This window comes from Proteiniphilum sp., assembly GCF_040307845.1.
Classification (GTDB): domain Bacteria; phylum Bacteroidota; class Bacteroidia; order Bacteroidales; family Dysgonomonadaceae; genus Proteiniphilum.
The window spans coordinates 78616-95779 of sequence record NZ_JAWRIS010000018.1 but is presented as its reverse complement, the minus strand read 5'-3'; the positions used below and the strand labels follow the sequence as shown (position 1 = coordinate 95779).

The 17164-nt window shown below is 43.9% G+C and carries 15 protein-coding genes; 6 read left to right on the top strand and 9 right to left on the bottom strand.

Annotation, left to right across the window (positions count from 1 at the left end; genetic code table 11):
• Positions 1 to 19: 19 nt before the first annotated feature.
• The 4 genes from ABV001_RS04135 to ABV001_RS04120 all read right to left on the bottom strand — a co-directional run bounded on the left by ABV001_RS04135 (position 20) and on the right by ABV001_RS04120 (position 2889).
• A complete protein-coding gene (locus tag ABV001_RS04135) occupies positions 20 to 718 on the bottom strand; it encodes an energy transducer TonB (RefSeq protein WP_352421661.1) in 699 nt (232 codons plus the stop codon).
• A 256-nt stretch (positions 719 to 974) separates the two neighbouring features.
• Positions 975 to 1511 carry a hypoxanthine phosphoribosyltransferase gene (gene hpt / locus ABV001_RS04130; RefSeq protein ID WP_352421660.1) on the bottom strand — a complete coding sequence of 179 codons (537 nt, stop codon included), beginning with the start codon at positions 1509 to 1511 and terminating at the stop codon, positions 975 to 977.
• Between the two features lie 81 nt (positions 1512 to 1592).
• Complete coding sequence (locus ABV001_RS04125) at positions 1593 to 2021, bottom strand: thiol-disulfide oxidoreductase DCC family protein (protein ID WP_352421659.1); 429 nt, start codon at positions 2019 to 2021, stop codon at positions 1593 to 1595.
• A 151-nt stretch (positions 2022 to 2172) separates the two neighbouring features.
• Positions 2173 to 2889 (bottom strand): tRNA1(Val) (adenine(37)-N6)-methyltransferase, encoded by a 717-nt coding sequence (locus ABV001_RS04120; protein ID WP_352421658.1) that lies wholly within the window; start codon positions 2887 to 2889, stop codon positions 2173 to 2175.
• 281 nt (positions 2890 to 3170) lie between these two features.
• Here ABV001_RS04120 and lon point away from each other — a divergent pair, with 281 nt between their 5' ends.
• Positions 3171 to 5603 (top strand): endopeptidase La, encoded by a 2433-nt coding sequence (gene lon, locus ABV001_RS04115; protein ID WP_502929847.1) that lies wholly within the window; start codon positions 3171 to 3173, stop codon positions 5601 to 5603.
• Between the two features lie 51 nt (positions 5604 to 5654).
• On the opposite strand, the gene ABV001_RS04110 is transcribed toward lon, so the two are convergent.
• Both ABV001_RS04110 and ABV001_RS04105 read right to left on the bottom strand, forming a co-directional pair.
• Complete coding sequence (locus ABV001_RS04110) at positions 5655 to 6596, bottom strand: calcium/sodium antiporter (RefSeq protein WP_352421656.1); 942 nt, start codon at positions 6594 to 6596, stop codon at positions 5655 to 5657.
• Positions 6597 to 6750: 154 nt separating this feature from the next.
• Positions 6751 to 7269: an RNA polymerase sigma factor gene (locus ABV001_RS04105; protein ID WP_323423013.1), complete on the bottom strand. Its 519-nt coding sequence runs from the start codon at positions 7267 to 7269 to the stop codon at positions 6751 to 6753.
• A gap of 649 nt (positions 7270 to 7918) precedes the next feature.
• Here ABV001_RS04105 and htpG point away from each other — a divergent pair.
• On the top strand, positions 7919 to 9814 hold the full coding sequence (gene htpG / locus ABV001_RS04100) for a molecular chaperone HtpG (protein WP_352421655.1): 1896 nt from the start codon (positions 7919 to 7921) through the stop codon (positions 9812 to 9814).
• An 83-nt stretch (positions 9815 to 9897) separates the two neighbouring features.
• On the top strand, positions 9898 to 10848 hold the full coding sequence (coaA, locus tag ABV001_RS04095) for a type I pantothenate kinase (RefSeq protein ID WP_352421654.1): 951 nt from the start codon (positions 9898 to 9900) through the stop codon (positions 10846 to 10848).
• On the opposite strand, the gene ABV001_RS04090 is transcribed toward coaA, so the two are convergent.
• The 3 genes from ABV001_RS04090 to ABV001_RS04080 all read right to left on the bottom strand — a co-directional run bounded on the left by ABV001_RS04090 (position 10845) and on the right by ABV001_RS04080 (position 13099).
• On the bottom strand, positions 10845 to 11234 hold the full coding sequence (locus ABV001_RS04090; RefSeq protein WP_352421653.1) for an HIT family protein: 390 nt from the start codon (positions 11232 to 11234) through the stop codon (positions 10845 to 10847). The genes coaA and ABV001_RS04090 overlap by 4 nt on opposite strands.
• An 89-nt stretch (positions 11235 to 11323) precedes the next feature.
• Entirely contained in the window at positions 11324 to 11794 is a 471-nt protein-coding gene (gene greA / locus ABV001_RS04085; RefSeq protein WP_352421652.1) for a transcription elongation factor GreA, read from the bottom strand.
• A gap of 144 nt (positions 11795 to 11938) precedes the next feature.
• The gene (locus ABV001_RS04080; protein WP_352421651.1) at positions 11939 to 13099 is read right to left on the bottom strand and encodes a redoxin domain-containing protein; all 1161 of its coding nucleotides are present in this window, start codon (positions 13097 to 13099) and stop codon (positions 11939 to 11941) included.
• 728 nt (positions 13100 to 13827) lie between these two features.
• Between ABV001_RS04080 and ABV001_RS04075 the strand changes: the two genes are divergently transcribed.
• From ABV001_RS04075 to ABV001_RS04065, 3 genes are all read left to right on the top strand, one after another.
• Entirely contained in the window at positions 13828 to 15639 is a 1812-nt protein-coding gene (locus tag ABV001_RS04075; protein ID WP_352421650.1) for a hybrid sensor histidine kinase/response regulator transcription factor, read from the top strand.
• 446 nt (positions 15640 to 16085) lie between these two features.
• Positions 16086 to 16463 (top strand): HU family DNA-binding protein, encoded by a 378-nt coding sequence (locus ABV001_RS04070; protein WP_352421649.1) that lies wholly within the window; start codon positions 16086 to 16088, stop codon positions 16461 to 16463.
• Between the two features lie 60 nt (positions 16464 to 16523).
• On the top strand, positions 16524 to 17162 hold the full coding sequence (locus ABV001_RS04065) for a hypothetical protein (RefSeq protein WP_352421648.1): 639 nt from the start codon (positions 16524 to 16526) through the stop codon (positions 17160 to 17162).
• Positions 17163 to 17164: the final 2 nt, after the last annotated feature.

Below are 17164 nucleotides of genomic sequence, written 5' to 3'. Positions count from 1 at the left end.
TTTACATTTTTATACTATTTTAGTTTTGCAAACGGAATACTACCGGCAATGTAAACCGGACACGTACCGCAGACCCGCGTTGTTTTCCGGGTTTCCATTTAGGCATCTGCTGGATTACACGGATAGCTTCCCTGTCCAGGGAGGGGTCTTGTCCACGCACCACCTGTACGTCAGTGATGCTACCATCCCGTTCTACTACAAAGTTACAGATTACACGACCCTGAATCCCGTTTTCCTGTGCAATGACCGGATACCGGATATTGTCGCTCAGGAACTTCATCATGGCTACATTTCCACCGGGGAATTCCGGTTGCTCTTCCACCACTACGAAGATCTCTTCGGTAACCTCTTCCTGTTTCGGCTTGGGTGGTGGAGGCGGAATATAGACTTCCGTTTGTCTCTGAGACTGGTCGTCTTCGGACTTTATCTCCATCCTGGTTTCCACCTTCTCCTCTACCACCTCGATAATTTCGGGTGTCTCAGGTTCAGGCGGGGGGGGCGGAGGTGGAGGTGCCGGGTCACGACGAGTGATCTCGATTTCCTCTTCGGCCAAAACATCCTGCACAAGAACAGTCTCGTCCAGTTTTCGAGTTTCGGTCGACCATTCAAAAGCGAAGAAAAGGAGAGAAACAGCCAGCACCAATCCCATCAGGATATAGGTACCTCGATGTCCTTCCAGATTCGCTTTCGGCGATTTTTTTACTTCATCTCTGTTCATTGTGAATCTTTTTTTATCTACTGCTTTTCGTTTTCACTCTGTTTAAATGCAAAAATAGCTATTTTTTCTTTCCCTACCGCAATTTATGAAGAAATTTGCGAAAAAAATCGCTTTTTCATTTCTTTAATTGCGTTTATCCACTTTTTCACATTCCTGTGATGATCTTTTCACCCTGCCGTTTTTTTATTCTCTGAAACTATGACAATCTTCATCGGCCGTGGTTTAAAGGATGGAAAATATTTTTGATGAAAGTCATTTATTTCACCTTATATATATCTTTCAGGTTCCTGCCGTATCCGTCATAATCCAATCCATATCCTACGATAAAGTCATTGGGAATCTCAAGGGCCACATAATCGATATGGAGTTTCTGTCGTAATGCAGCAGGCTTAAACAGCAGAGTGGCGATCTTCACCTCCATAGGGTTATATTTCTCCAACTCCTTTTTGAGTGCGACCATAGTATTCCCGCTGTCCACAATATCCTCCACAATCACCACGGTACGGCCTTCGATACTCTCATTCAGGCCCAACACTTCCTGCACCCTGTTGGTGGTAGATGTGCCATGATAGGAAGCGAGGCGTACGAATGTAATTTCGCTGGGAATGGAAACCTTTTTCATCAACTCTCCGGCAAACATAAAAGCACCGTTGAGCACAGCCAGGAAGATGGGTTCCTTTCCTTGCAGGTCTGAATCTATCTGTCCGGCAATCCGCTTTATCCCCTGTTCAATGATTTCTTGGTCGATAAACAACTCAAACTGTTTATCCTTAATGGTTATGACTTCTTTCACTATTCCGGATTTTTTTTAAAGCGTCAAAATTACTACTTTTTATGATCTTACGAAAATGAAAATCACTTTTTCGGCATTTTATCATAGATTATTCTCGGATAACCAATCCGGAAAATCAATATCGTTCAGAAAAAGTTTCTTCTCTTCATTGTCCCACACACGGCAAGTGCGCATTCTGACTCTTTTGCGAACTGCCGCAATACAATTATAACCTATATCTGACAGGAATCGGGGCGTAGTTTTTAATATTTTGTAGAGAACAGAACCGGCTCTTAATTGAAACAAAATAAAGGAAACGGCTTCTGATTTGGTTAAAAAATCAGTACCGTCCTTAAAGATGACCATAGAATCATATCCCATTTTCTTCTCAAAATGTAAGAATAAATCACCGGCGAAATCTGATTGCAATGACGCAAACCTGAAAATCCGGTCGGTATCCCTCTCTATAATCCATCTCACCCAATAATTACAGACATCGCATTCTCCGTCATAAAAAATAATGGATTTCATTTTTCTATTGATTATGGAAAACAAAGATAAAAATAATTCAGTGAAAGTGAACAAATGGGATCGTCGTTCCAAGACACTTCGAAAAAGAGCGCATCAAATAATGGACATTCTATTGATCGAGGAATTAGATAACTGATAATCATCCCTCATGTCAGAGGTGTATATAAAAATTGCTGACCATTTCGGAAAAATCTTTCGTATATCGATGTCTGCTATTTTCAATGATCAGCGAACTTGTTTCGCTGTGGCCAGGCAGTTGCACCGTCAACTCAATCAACAGCCGTTTTGGGTTGGAATCGGGCAAGGGATATACAATAGTTTTTCTTTTCATGTAAAAAGCATGTTTTTCACACAAGCGGTCTAACTCTTCATTCTTGTCATAAGGGAGGATAAGGGAAAGCACCCCCCGGTCTCTGAGACAGCTCCGTGCGGAAAACAACAATTCGTCCAACGTCAGCGAAACGGAATGTCTTGCCGTTGCCCGCGCTTTATCCGGCGGGAGAAGAGAATCGGAAAAATAAGGCGGATTGCAAACAATCAGGTCGAAACATTCCGGCCTGTTTTGGACAAATTGCCGGAAATCCCATAATTCAACGGCAATTCTGTCAGCAAAAGGAGAATTTTCCACGTTTTCCGTCGCCTGCGCCACTGCATATTCATCCACATCAATGGCAACCATTCTTGCCCGAGAATTGCGTTGCGCCACCATCAATGCAATAAGGCCGGTACCTGTGCCTACATCCAGTACATCTACCGCTTTATCCACGCTGGCCCATGCGCCAAGCAGCACACCATCCGTTCCCACTTTCATGGCGCATTTATCATGAAAAACAGTGAATTGCTTGAACCGGAAATAAGGATTGCTCATAGGGTTGATTTGCTGATGTGTTGATTTACTGATTTGTTGATCTCCTCTCTCCAAGTCTCCAAGTCCCCCAGTCTCCACAGGTCTTTCAACCTTTCCACCTAACCACTTAGGCACTGAACCACCTTTCAACCTTTCTACCTAACCACTTAGGCACTGGACCACCTAACCACCTAACTTTGGCACGGATTTTGATTAATATCATTCAAATCAAAAACAAAAGTAAGCATTTTTCTGTTTTGAGAACAGACACAAATACGATGATGAATCCATTCAAAAAATATATGAGTCCTGAAGAGTATCCCGAAACAAATGTAATATCCTTTATTACCAGTGATTTCATTGACGGGAACCAGGAGATAGACGAATCGCAGTTGGGGGAAACCCTGCCCATACTCCCGTTACGCAATACGATTGTTTTCCCGGGAAGTACTTTGCCCATATCGGTTGGACGAAAAAAATCGCTGGACCTGATCAAATCGCTTGGCAAGAAACTAAAATATGTCGGGTTGGTATGCCAGAAAGATGCCACCGTAGACGACCCGCAAGAGGTCGATCTTTATCCGGTCGGCGTGATTGCCGAAGTAATCCGTGTGATTGAATTGGGAGACAATAATCTCAGCATCATCGTACAGGCGAGGAAACGGTTCGAATGGCTACAGATAACCCAAACCCAACCTTATATGAAGGCTACCTTCAAAATAAGGGAGTACCTCAAAACATCGAAAGAGGATAAAGAATTCAAGGCCATCCTCGATTCCATCCGTGATTCACTGCTTCACATGCTTCATATGCTGGGTGAACCACCCAGGGAGTTGGTGCAGACCCTCAGCAGTGAGTCATTCTCCGATATGCTCATCAGCTACAGTGGGACCAATCTGCCTCTCGAAGGCCATGAGAAGCAGGAACTGCTGAGTATCAACGACGAGAAAGAACAAGCCTACCGCCTGCTGATGATATTGAACCGTGAGTCCCAGGTACTGGAGCTCAAGATGAACATCCAGATGAAGACCCGGGAAGACCTGAATCAACAGCAGAAAGAATATTTTTTGCAGCAACAGATCAAAACCATCCAGGAAGAATTGGGAGGAAATACCCAGCAAATCGAGATTGACGAATTCAGGAAACAGGCTAAAAATAAAAAATGGAGCGACGAAGTAGCCAAGACATTCGAGAAAGAGGTACAGAAACTGGAACGGCTGAATCCGCAATCACCCGATTACTCGGTACAGTTCGGATACCTGCAGACTATCCTCGAACTGCCTTGGGGCGTTTACTCCAAGGACAATTTCAACCTGAAAAATGCCCAGAAAGTACTCGACAAAGACCACTTCGGCATGGAGAAAGTAAAGGAGCGGATCATTGAGCACCTGGCGGTACTCAAACTGAAAGGCGACCTGAAATCCCCTATCCTCTGCCTTTACGGCCCTCCCGGGGTAGGCAAGACTTCGCTGGGAAAATCCATTGCTGAAGCGCTCAACCGCAAATACGTACGGGTATCGCTTGGCGGACTGCATGATGAGGCCGAAATACGCGGACACCGCCGTACTTATATCGGCGCCATCCCCGGCAGGATCATACAGAACATACAGAAGGCCGGCACCGGAAACCCCGTTTTCATATTGGACGAAGTAGACAAGATCGGAAATGACTTCAGGGGTGATCCTTCCTCGGCATTGCTCGAAGTATTGGATCCGGAACAGAACTCTACGTTTCATGATAATTTCTTGTCCATCGATTATGATTTGTCGAAAGTGCTTTTCATTGCCACGGCAAACAACCTGAATTCCATTCCCCAACCGCTGCTCGACCGTATGGAGTTGATCAACGTGGGAGGGTATATCACGGAAGAGAAGATCGAGATCGCCCATCGCCATCTTATCCCCAAGGAACTTCAGAACCATGGCATCAGTAAAGGTGCTTTCTCTATTTCCAAACCGGCCATCCAGAAGATCATAGAAAACTACACAAGGGAATCGGGCGTACGTGAGTTGAATAAAAAAATCGCCAAGATCATGCGGAAAGTAGCCCGGAAGATAGCTGCAGATGAAACTTATCCGAAATCACTCAAAGTATCCGACCTGAAAGAATACCTGGGAATTGAAGAATATAGCAAGGATAGCTATCAGGGCAACCGGTACGCCGGAGTAGTAACCGGACTGGCATGGACTGCCGTAGGCGGTGAAATTCTTTACGTGGAGAGTTCTCTCAGCCGGGGAAAGGGTGCGAAACTTACCCTCACCGGAAATCTGGGCGAGGTGATGAAAGAATCGGCGATGCTCGCCATGGAATATGTCCATTCGCATGCCCAGGAATTGAATATCGATCCGGAAATATTTGAAAACTGGAATACCCATATCCATGTCCCGGAGGGAGCAATACCCAAAGACGGCCCCTCGGCAGGTATTACAATGATCACTTCCCTGACTTCGGTCTACACCCAACGGAAAGTACGTCCCAATCTGGCGATGACCGGCGAAATCACCCTGCGCGGCAAAGTACTTCCCGTAGGTGGTATCCGTGAAAAAATCCTGGCAGCCAAGCGGGCAGGGATCAAAGAGATCATTCTATGCAAGGAGAACAAGAAAGATATCGATGAGATCAATCCTCAATATGTGGAAGGACTTGTCTTCCAATATGTAAGCGACGTAGAGGAAGTCTTGCAATTGGCGCTTATGAACGAGAAAGTGGACCATCCGAAAGACTTCATTTTTTAATCATATCAGCGTATCCGGTTAGCATAGTTACCTTTCCGGATACGCTGTCTTTTACATCGAGGAAAGCTTTACTGAAAAATAAACCATGTAGAATAAGATAAAAGCGGCTCCCTGCCACCGTCCGAGACGGGTGTTCTTTTTCATGAAGACCCATAACAAAAGGCTTATCCCGATCACAAAGAGGCTGTCCACATAATTGATGTCCGGCGCGCTGATCGGCTGGATAAGTCCCGCCACACCCAGGATCAACAAAATATTGAAGATATTCGATCCCACCACGTTCCCTATCGCTATGTCAGCCCGTTTTTTAATGGCGGCCACCACCGAAGTGGCCAACTCCGGCATACTGGTCCCGGCGGCCACAATAGTAAGCCCGATCATTGCTTCCGACATTCCCAAACGCCCTGCAAGAACAACAGCATTCTCCACCAATAAATCGGAACCGTACACCAGGCCGGCCAATCCTGCACCGATAAACAACACATCTATCAACCAATGCTTACTCAACCGTATCCCGTCATCGTCGCCATGATCGTTTTCCGGGGCATTTTTCTTTTTTGAGAAAATAAGGAGATATACCGTATAAGAAACGAAGAAGACAATAAAGACCAGCGCTTCGATCTTCGATATCCGGGAATCAAGAAAAAACAGAAAAAACAGCAACGTCGCCAATAACATCACCGGCACATCCAGTTTCAATAATTGCCGTTTCACCGCGAGCGGATAGATCAGGGCTGATAGTCCAAGAATAATCCCGATATTAAAAAAATTCGACCCCAGCACATTGCCGACAGAAAGGGCACTTTGCCCGTTCATTGCAGCCTTTATACTTACCACCAGCTCCGGCGCACTGGTACCAATCGAAACAATCGTCAACCCGATTACCAAAGGACTGATACCGATGCGTTTCGCCAATGATGATGCTCCGGAAACCAATCCTTCCGCGCCAAAATACAAAATAACCAGCGAGGCCAATAACCAAACAATCTCCATATACTAATTTTTATATTAAACCTACAAAGACGATCTATTGTTCTACCCCCTTCACAGGAAAACAGTCAACAGGCACATCTTATTCATCAAAAAACCCCTTTGCATGAAAGGGGTTTTTATCTTTGCTCTTTATTCTTTATTCTTTACTCCAAAATTATTCAGCGTAAAACCTAAAATCCTTCAATAGTTCCTGAAGCCTTTTCCTGGCAAAGAAAATCCTACTCTTTACAGTTCCGATGGGCAATCCCAGATGTTTCGCGATCTCTTCATACTTGTACCCGGACACATGCATGGAGAAAGGCACTTTATATTCATCGGTAAAACTATTGATCGCCTTGTTGATCTCTTTGATCGTATAAGCCCCGTCAGGTGTATCGAATCCGGAATCCTGCGGTAAATTCAGATGATACAGATTCTCTGTCTTGTCGATGATAGTCTGGCTTCTGACGATTTTACGATAATTATTTACGAAAATATTATGCATGATGGTGAAGACCCACCCTTTGAAATTTACATTCTCATAATATTTTTCCTTGTTATCCAGTACACGAAGAGTTGTTTCCTGCAACAGATCCTTAGCTTCTTCCCTGTCGGCTGTCAATGTCAACGCGAAGTTGAACATGTTGTCCTGCAGCCCCAATAGTTGTTTCTCGAAAGACATCTTTGTTTTCATAAGCTATGAACTTTAGTTGTGTTAAATGATCGTTGTTCTTGCAAATATAGGGAGATATCTTTAAAAACAATCCTCTTGCACACCAAAAAACGATTAATTAGTGTTAACAAATCGAGAGTCATCAAAAACATACTGATAGACAGACCAATAAACATACAAAAAAGCACACCGGATATCCTCGATAATTGATAAAAATAATTTATAACCTAAATTACTGAATAAATGATTATAATAGATTCAAATAGAAAAGTTTTTTAGAACGATTCTAAATAAAAATTCATGAATGATAAGTAAATTTCCATATGTTAACCCCGCCATTTAACATAACCGGTTAATTATCGGGAAAGAAAGAAAAATTCCAGCCATCTTATTCCGACAATCAAACTTTATGGCATACAATTTGCATTATCCAATAGATATTCGGCTTCGCCAATTCAATGGTTATTCGGCTTCGCCGTTATTCGCTTCGCTGTTATTTCCCGTTTTGCGGGACAACTGAACAACAACTGAATAACAATCGAACAACAACTGAATAACAATCGAATAACAACTGAATAACAATCGAATAACAACTGAATAACAATCGAATAACAACTGAACAACAATTGAATAACAATTGAACAACAATTGAATAACAATCGAATAAATTATGGTACAAAAAGGACAGATAGGGGTAACGACAGACAATATTTTCCCTATTATCAAAAAGTTTCTCTACAGTGATCATGAGATTTTTATCCGTGAAATCGTATCAAATGCAGTGGATGCCACGCAGAAAATGAAAACCCTGGCCGATGTGGGCGAATTTAAAGGTAGTTTGGGAGATCTCTCAGTACATGTCACTATTGATAAGGATAAAGGCACTCTGACCGTTTCCGATCGAGGTATAGGTATGACTGCTGAGGAGGTAGACAAATATATTAACCAGATAGCGCTCTCTTCCGCGAACGATTTTCTGGATAAATACAAAGAGAGTGCAAATGCCATCATAGGCCACTTCGGATTGGGTTTTTATTCCTCCTTCATGGTGTCCAGAAAAGTGGAGATCATTACCAAATCCCATAAGGAAGGTGCGCAAGCCGTGAAATGGTCATGCGACGGATCGCCCGAATTTACAATGGAAGAGACCGTTAAAGAGGACCGTGGTACTGACATCATCCTTTATATAGATGATGACAACAAGGAGTTTTTGGAAAAGGATAAAATTGAGTCACTACTCAAGAAATATTGCAGATTCCTCGCCATACCGGTCGTTTTCGGAAAGAAACAGGAATGGAAAGATGGAAAATATGTGGATACGGAAGAAGACAATGTCGTCAATGACACTAATCCGCTATGGAGGCAGAAACCGGCCGGATTAAAGGAGGAAGATTACCTGAAATTCTACCGGGAACTATATCCTCTTTCTTTTAACGACGAACCGATGTTCTGGATCCACCTGAACGTGGATTACCCTTTCCACCTCACCGGTATCCTCTATTTCCCGAAAGTAAAGAATAACCTCGACCTGCAACGTAATAAGATACAACTCTACAGTAATCAGGTTTTTGTGACTGATTCGGTAGAAGGTATTGTACCGGAATTTCTTACACTCCTGCACGGTGTAATCGATTCGCCCGACATCCCGTTGAACGTCTCCCGCTCTTATCTTCAAAGCGACCAGAACGTGAAGAAAATATCGAACCACATCACAAAAAAGGTGGCTGATAAACTGGAAGATTTATTCAAGAAAGAGCGTACTCAATACGAAGAGAAATGGGACAGTTTAAAACTGTTTATTGAATATGGAATGCTATCCGACGAGAAATTCTGCGACAGGGCTATCAAATTTGCCTTATTCAGAAATATAGATGCCAAATATTTTACTTCAGAGGAATACAAGACGCTTACCGAATCCACCCAGACCGACAAGGACGGGAACCTTATATACCTCTACGCAAGCGACAAACAAGAACAATACAGCCATATCGACGCGGCAAAAGAGAAAGGTTACGACGTGCTTCTGATGGACGGACAACTTGACACTCACTGGATGGGACTCCTGGAACAAAAATCTGAAAAGATCCGCTTTGTGAGGGTGGATAGCGACACCATCGAACATATCATCGAAAAAGAGGAGGCCCCAAAAGTGGAATTGACCGACCAGCAGAAAGAGAATCTGTCGGAAGCGGTGAAATCACAACTCCCAGCAATGGAAAAAACAGAATTCAATGTCGATTTCAAAGCGCTTGGAGAAGCTTCCCGGCCGATTCAAATCACCCAAAACGAATTCTCACGGCGAATGAAAGAGATGGCTGCCATGCAACAGCAAATGGCTTTCTACGGAGAAATGCCCGACACATACCAGATCACACTGAATGTGCAGCATCCGTTCGTCAAAGAACTGATCAATGAGAGCGGAGAGAAGGAAAAGGAAGAACTTATAGCCCAAGTCTCGGCAGACAACCGGTTAAAACAGTTAGTAGACCTCGCCCTTCTTTCTAACGGGATGCTCAAAGGAGAGGCACTAAGCAATTTCGTGAAAAGAAGTTTTGAGATGATTTGATGGAAAGTGAAAAAGTGGAAATCTGCGAGTAAGTGAGGGCATTGCACGTGATTTTCACTATCTTTGCGGCAAAAAGTTGTGTAATGAACAAAGTCTACGAGGTGACCTTCTCTCCTTTCCGTGCTTTCACCCGTGAGGAGTGGAGCAAGCTGGAGGAACATCCTATGTTTCCTGTTTCCGATATAGATCTCACCAAATTGCAAGCGCTCAATGAACCGCTCACCCTCGAAGAGGTGGAAGAGATCTATATACCCATGATCCGGCTCTTGCAGATCCACATCACCCACTACCGTAACCTGCATAACGAACGGGACCAGTTTTTCGCCAATACGAGCAAACCCATTCCCTATATTATCGGCATTGCCGGAAGCGTGGCAGTCGGCAAGAGCACCACCGCGCGGGTACTGCAAAAGCTGCTCTCCATGACGCCCGGACAGCCCAAAGTGGAACTGATCACGACCGATGGGTTCCTCTATTCCAACGAAGAATTGGAGAAACGAGACCTGTTCAACAAAAAAGGATTTCCGGAGAGTTACGACGCCAGGCAGTTGTTGTCGTTCCTTGCTGGTGTAAAATCGGGACGCGACACGTTCGAAATACCTGTCTATTCACATCTCTATTATGATGTGGTCAAAGGAGAGATGCAAACGATCGAGCGGCCGGATATCCTTATCGTGGAAGGGATCAACGTATTACAGGTATCGCCGGGGAAGAAGATGCGACGAAGGGTATTTGTGTCCGATTTCTTTGACTTCTCTATTTATGTGGACGCGAGCGAGAAAGATCTTCGGGAATGGTATATCGACCGGTTTAAGAAACTGCAACAAACGGCTTTTCAGGATCCCGACTCCTATTTCCACCGATACGCCTCCTACTCGGAGAAAAAACTGCTGAAATTCGCCAATGAGGTATGGGACGAGATCAACCTGCCCAACCTGCAACAAAATATCCTCCCCACCCGTTTCCGGGCCGACCTGATCCTCGAGAAAGGAGAATGCCATTTTGTCAGGGGTGTCCGCATCCGGAAAATTTAGAAAGAAGTACGGATTTTTTCCGCGATCTCTTCGAATTCTGACGGAGAGAGTTCCAATTTGGGGTTGGCAAGGCTCATGTCACCCTCTTTTTGGATAGGGATCAGGTGGATATGTGCATGCGGCACTTCCAGGCCGATAACCATCATCCCTACCCTCTTGCAGGGGATGGCCTTCTCAATCGCCTTTGCCACTTTTTTTGCAAAAACAGCCATCTCACCCAAAAGTGCATCATCCAGGTCGAAGAGATAATCAGTCTCCTGCTTAGGTACAACTAAGGTATGCCCTTTTGACATCGGACGGATATCAAGAAAAGCATAAAACCGGTCGTCTTCTGCAACCTTGTACGAAGGAATCTCTCCCGCGATTATTCTACTAAAAATAGTCATTGCTGCTCGATTAGTTGTTGAATTGTTGAACAAACCCCAAGTCTTGGCTCCTGGTTCTAACAGTCTTTATTCTTTACTCTTTATCCTATCTAAATCGCAATCTCAACGACCTCAAACGTCATCGTGCCCGACGGCACTTTTATCTCGGCCACATCCCCCACTTTCTTGCCCATCAAACCCTGGGCAATGGGGGTACTGACGGCAATTTTACCGCTTTTCAAATCAGCTTCACTTTCCGATACGAGCATGTAAGTCATCAACTTATTTGTTTTCAAATTCTTGATGGTTACTCTATTCAAAATTTGCACTTCATCCGTACCAATGGCGCTCTCATCAATCAGACGGGCATTGGCAATGAGGTTCTTCAGCTGGGATATCTTTGCTTCCAGCATCCCCTGCGCCTCTTTTGCCGCATCATATTCCGCATTTTCCGACAGGTCACCCTTGTCCCTTGCTTCTGCAATCTGGCGCGATATCTCGGGGCGCTGCACAGATTCCAACTCTACCAAATCCTCTTTCAACTTCCGAAGGCCTTCTTCGGTCATATACGTTACGGCCATAGTTCTCTTTTTTTTATACTTTAAACTCAACGCAAAGAAAAAGAATTCCGGCCTTTATTACAAGACCGGAACCCCTTTTTTCCATGTTTATACTTTTACAAAAGTAACACTTTATTCCAATCACACAAAATTTCCGAACATGTTTTACAACACTTTATCCAGTTCACCGGCTAATTGGCCATAGTCTTCAATGCGGGCAATGATATCACCCTCACGATTGATCAGGAAAGCGGTGGGTATTTGTCTCACATTATAGGTCGCCAATAAGGTGGAATTGACCGACCGCTGATCCCTGACGGTGATCCAGGGGAGATTGGCAGCCGCTGTTTTCCAGAAATGTTCATCTGAATCGAATGACACCTGGTATATTTCAAAACCACGCGCATGGTAACGACCATATAAATTATTCAGATCGATATTGTGTTTCGGTGAAAAATCTGCACTATACACCACAAAATCGAGCAATATCACCTTCCCGTCCAGGGAGGACAATGCCACTTTCCGTCCATCCACACCCGACAAGACAATATCGGGTAACCCCATTCCCTCTTCCACTGGGATATTCTCAAATAGTTGTGCCTGTTGCTCTTGTTTCCTCCGGGTTTTTAACGCGTTCATGGTAAATTCATACAAATGTTTTGTCCTTTCCGTATCAGGATAATAACGATTCCACGAAGTGGCTACAGCACCGAACATCGCATAATCCTGCTTGTTATAGGGATCAAAAATGAGCCAATCGTTTATCCGCTGGAAAACTGCATAATAGGCCGTGGCGCTTGACGGGTTTCCCAAGATCAGTTTCGATACGGCCGTTTTATATTGCTGCAACGTGGTATCCAGTTGCCCAATAAACGCCATATCGTCCATCGATCCGGCTTTGTGTTGATCCTCCAGGCCGGCAATACTGCGGGCGGCAACGCGGGTGAGGGCGTCCACTTCTTTCATCTGGTTATTGGTCGGCGAATCTTCCACGGTAAACGAATTATACCAGTCTGAAGCATCGGCACTGATACGGAGTATTTCCGTGGAATCCACGGCAAAAACACCTATCTTACCCCCCATACGCAATTGATAGAATTCCGGATTCTCAGGCGCCGGTTGCCTGAAAGAAAACGCCCCGTCATTTTTCAACACAGTGGAATCAAGCACACTGACAGCCGCCAGACCGCGATGTTCCAGATACAAAGTATCTCCTTCGGCAGATGTGATATTCCCCGTTACTTTAAACGTTTTCCCTTCTTTACAGGCAAAAAGAACCATCCCAATCAATAAGAGCGGCAAAAATTCCCTCAATATTTTCTTCATATATATTCGATTGTTATTCGGTTGTTATTCGATTGTTATTCGGTTGTTATTCGATTGTTATTCGGTTGTTATTCAGTTGTTATTCAGTTGTTATTCAGTTGTTATTCAGTTGTTATTGAGTTATCCCGCAAAACGGGAAATAACAGCAAAGCGAATAACGCGAAGCGAATAACAGCAAAGCGAATAACGCGAAGCGAATAACAATCGAATACGCAAATTTACAAGATTTTCTCTTGAAATAGACATGATTTGGCTAATTATTGAATAAAATGACGGTACCCGGTGACATTGCCCATGATGGGAAGGGTATCCATTTTGTTATTTTTTGTCCGGGAAAGTGTTATTTTTTAAAAATAACCCTCTATATATAGCTAATAATCAGCTAAAAGAGAGATGTCGTGTTTTTCAGACGAATTGTCGCGTGAATTTTAGCACTTCCCGAATATATTTGCACTGGTCAAGCAGGATAAACGCGTGCGGGATAAAAAAAAAGACTTAGTTAAATATAATTAAAAAAACGACTTTTATCCTGTCAGCGATTTGTCCGAAATTCTCAATAAAAGAAACTGTATTTGTAAATAAAAAAAAGGTGCTATCTTGCACCCAATATATATATAGAGAGGCGCACCAATAAAGTCATATAAAATACCGAAATAGAGTTCAGAAACTCTTATTCTTTTGTATAAAGCATAAAGAGTAGGAACACAATTTATATCGAATTATATCGCATGGATTCACTTTACCTTCTTCTATCCAGTTTAGTACCCGATAAAACTCCGCTATGGGGAGGACTTGTCACCCCCGTTCTTTTACCTGCATTGCACACCCCTCCGCTTGTACTATATTACGGGAAAGCGGGTATTTACATCGGTGCAAGCTTGTTTCTCCTGGCTTTACTGGCCTTATTATTCTCTGTTTTTGAACGGATAAAGAACAACCGCATGCTGCAACAGGAAGAACAATTCCTTAGCGATATTTTCGCCAAGGTCACCCATGAAATCCGCACCCCGCTGACCGTCATCCTGGGATTAAGTAAACAATTAAAAGATCAGAAAAACCTCTCCAATGGAAACCTGTCCACTTACCTCAATGCCATAGAACGTCAAGGGAAAAGCCTTTCCGAACTGGTAAACCAACTCCTCGACATCGCTAATTTGCAATCATCCGACAAAACCGTCGAGTGGAAAACCGGAAATATCGTTGCTTTTGTAGAAATGATATCGGAAACCTTCCGTATCTATGCCGGGCAAAAAGAGATAGAACTCTCTTTTTTCTGCACAGAAAACGAAACCGAAACCGACTTTGTACCCGATTGGCTCCAAAAAATCCTTTATAATCTCCTTTCCAATGCCATCAAGTTCAGCGACGAAGGCTCCCGCATCCAGCTCATCATGGAGAGAGACAAAAAAGAACGGGATACACTGGTAATCAAAGTAATCGATCAAGGAAAAGGCATCCCGAAAGAGACGCTTCTCCATATCTTCGACCTGTTTTACAAATATCCGCAAACCGGGAAGGAAATATCTGCCGGCAACGGGATAGGGCTTGCGCTTGTCAAACAACTGACAGAAGCGCTCGGAGGGACCATCCGGGTGGAAAGCGAAGTGGGAAGAGGATCCACTTTCACCGTTAAACTGCCTCTCCGTAGAAATGAGAAACAGCTGTATGCCCACTGGACACCCGAAAAGAGTCCGCTTCTTCCGCTCATAACGTCCACACCCGGGGAAACCGCCCAGGAACCGCCTTCCTCTGACCTCAGCGAGAACGACCCGCGCACTGCCATCTTGCTGGCAGAAGACAATAAGGACATCGCCATCTATATCCGCTCCCTGTTTCCGCAGGAGCACTACCACATCATACATGCCCGCAACGGAGAGAAAGCATGGGATATCGCCAATACATTGATCCCCGACATCGTCATCACCGACGTAATCATGCCTAAAAAGAGTGGGATTGAATTGTGCAGGGAAATAAAGTCATCTCCCCTGCTCAATCACATCCCCGTGATCATTGTCTCTGCAAAGAACAGCGAATCCGACTTGCTTGAGGGACTAAAAAGCGGTGCCGACAGTTATGTCCGGAAACCATTTTATCCGGAAGAGCTGCAACTGCTGGTGGAAAACCTACTGGAGACCCGCCAACTGCTGAAAGAGAAATACTGCAGATCGGTACTGAAAGAAGAAAAAACGGAGCCCGACAATAAAACCAATATAAACAGTGAATTCCTCCGCCATGCGACCGATATTATCTACCGTGAAATGAAAAATCCCGACTTCACGCCCGGGAAATTGGCCAGGGAACTGGCAATCAGCGTATCCCAACTGAATAAGAAGTTGAATGCCATCACCGGATATCCCTCCTCCACCTATATCCTACAGGTGAAGATCAACCATGCAAAGAAAATATTCAACACCCAGGAGAAAACCATCGGGGAAGTAGCCGCGGAATGTGGCATCTACGATGTGAACTACTTTTCACGGGTATTTAAAAAATATACCGGGATCACACCCACCCAATTCAAGCGACAGCCACTGATCTAAAATCAGAAAAAATCCGCTATCAAAAAATCGATTATTAGCACAGATATTATTTTATATATCAATATATTAAATTTATTAAATGAGTAAATAATACTAACGACCATAAATGTTAAAGCCTGTTTTATCCTAAATTTAACAAAATAAATCCTAACCTACAGTTTGCGAAAAGCGTAAGTTTGCCATCAAAATATATAGGCGGTTCAAAGGACGTCCAAATCTTTACAAACGTTCAGAGACAGCAAAAACGAAAAAACTGGAAAAAAACGCCAAACGGTCGGAAGACAATCAGGATACGGGCAAAAAAAATGCTCCAAACGTAACAAAAATGAAACAAACGGCAAAATAGAGTCATATTCAATCTTTTAGAGCAATCGAGCAATATATCTATTCACATGTTTCATACCCGGCAATGATCATATTCAAAAAAACAAATAAAATAGAGGTCTATGAAGTATAAATTAGTGCAAAAAGCCAATCCGCTCGAGCCCGATACAGAACGGAAGTGGTATGCCAGCCCTGTAAAAGAAGGCACGATAAATAATTATCAGCTAAGCAAGGGTATTGCCGGTAAATCATTTCTCGCCCGGGGCGCGGTCATCAATGTGATCGAGAATATGGTGGATGAAATTCCCCGCTATTTAATAGAAGGGTATAGTGTGAACCTGAATAATTTCGGCACGCTGCGCCTCTCGCTCTCGAGCGAAGGAGTAGAACAACCGGAAGAATTCACTCCCGGCAACATCAAGAACATGCGGGTGGTGTTTACCCCTTCGCCCGAATTGAAAAAGACATTACAGAATATTGCTTTCGAAGAAGTAAAATAATCGCCGATAGCTGCAGATAGTTTCATATAACACATGACAACAACAGAAATATAGAGACAGATGGACAACAGTTTCGATCCTATTCCCAAAAAACTCCTTTCGAGGAAACAATCGCTGATGCTTCACGCGTTGGGGTTTGTTACAGGCGATCCCAGCATCAGGATCGACTATCCTTATGTATGCCATCCGGGGTTGAGGGTCAGGGTGAACGAACCGGGCGATTCCAAATGGATCTACATGATGTTACCCGTGGACAAGGGCAGCCTGATCACCGATATCCAGATCGCATACCACAGGACCGGCATACAGAGCCATGTGACGCTCGTACGGTTAGTAGAGCAGCGCGAACCGGTATCTGCCACGGTGGTATATAACGAAGAGATAAAGAAAACAATACCTGCCACTTGCATCATTGGTTCGGCCTGCCATGTTGTGGTGAATAACAGCATACTGTTGAAGGTATGCATGGATTTTGCCAACACGGACGACCTGATCGAACTGGGGTCGGTAGAGGTATGCTATATTCCTGAATATACATCCCAGGCAGAATACAAAAGAAAGGAGGCTAAGAAAGTATCGTATCAGAAAGAAGAACCCATCGCCGGCCTGCTCAACGGCAGCCATTCCTTGAATCTGCAGCATCCTTCGTTAGCGGAATTATTTCTTCAGAGGAAGAAAAAAAAGAAAATCAGTGTCTGATT

Excerpts from the sequence above, each read along its gene's own strand:
- ABV001_RS04125 (WP_352421659.1), bottom strand. The coding sequence starts at position 2,021 with ATGAAATCCATTATTTTTTATGACGGAGAATGCGATGTCTGTAATTAT.
- greA (WP_352421652.1), bottom strand. The coding sequence starts at position 11,794 with ATGGCCGTAACGTATATGACCGAAGAAGGCCTTCGGAAGTTGAAAGAG.
- ABV001_RS04120 (WP_352421658.1), bottom strand. The coding sequence starts at position 2,889 with ATGAGCAATCCTTATTTCCGGTTCAAGCAATTCACTGTTTTTCATGAT.
- lon (WP_502929847.1), top strand. The coding sequence starts at position 3,171 with ATGAGTCCTGAAGAGTATCCCGAAACAAATGTAATATCCTTTATTACC.
- ABV001_RS04090 (WP_352421653.1), bottom strand. The coding sequence starts at position 11,234 with ATGACTATTTTTAGTAGAATAATCGCGGGAGAGATTCCTTCGTACAAG.
- ABV001_RS04080 (WP_352421651.1), bottom strand. The coding sequence starts at position 13,099 with ATGAAGAAAATATTGAGGGAATTTTTGCCGCTCTTATTGATTGGGATG.
- ABV001_RS04070 (WP_352421649.1), top strand. The coding sequence starts at position 16,086 with ATGAAGTATAAATTAGTGCAAAAAGCCAATCCGCTCGAGCCCGATACA.
- ABV001_RS04075 (WP_352421650.1), top strand. The coding sequence starts at position 13,828 with ATGGATTCACTTTACCTTCTTCTATCCAGTTTAGTACCCGATAAAACT.
- ABV001_RS04065 (WP_352421648.1), top strand. The coding sequence starts at position 16,524 with ATGGACAACAGTTTCGATCCTATTCCCAAAAAACTCCTTTCGAGGAAA.
- htpG (WP_352421655.1), top strand. The coding sequence starts at position 7,919 with ATGGTACAAAAAGGACAGATAGGGGTAACGACAGACAATATTTTCCCT.
- ABV001_RS04135 (WP_352421661.1), bottom strand. The coding sequence starts at position 718 with ATGAACAGAGATGAAGTAAAAAAATCGCCGAAAGCGAATCTGGAAGGA.
- ABV001_RS04105 (WP_323423013.1), bottom strand. The coding sequence starts at position 7,269 with ATGAAAACAAAGATGTCTTTCGAGAAACAACTATTGGGGCTGCAGGAC.
- coaA (WP_352421654.1), top strand. The coding sequence starts at position 9,898 with ATGAACAAAGTCTACGAGGTGACCTTCTCTCCTTTCCGTGCTTTCACC.
- ABV001_RS04110 (WP_352421656.1), bottom strand. The coding sequence starts at position 6,596 with ATGGAGATTGTTTGGTTATTGGCCTCGCTGGTTATTTTGTATTTTGGC.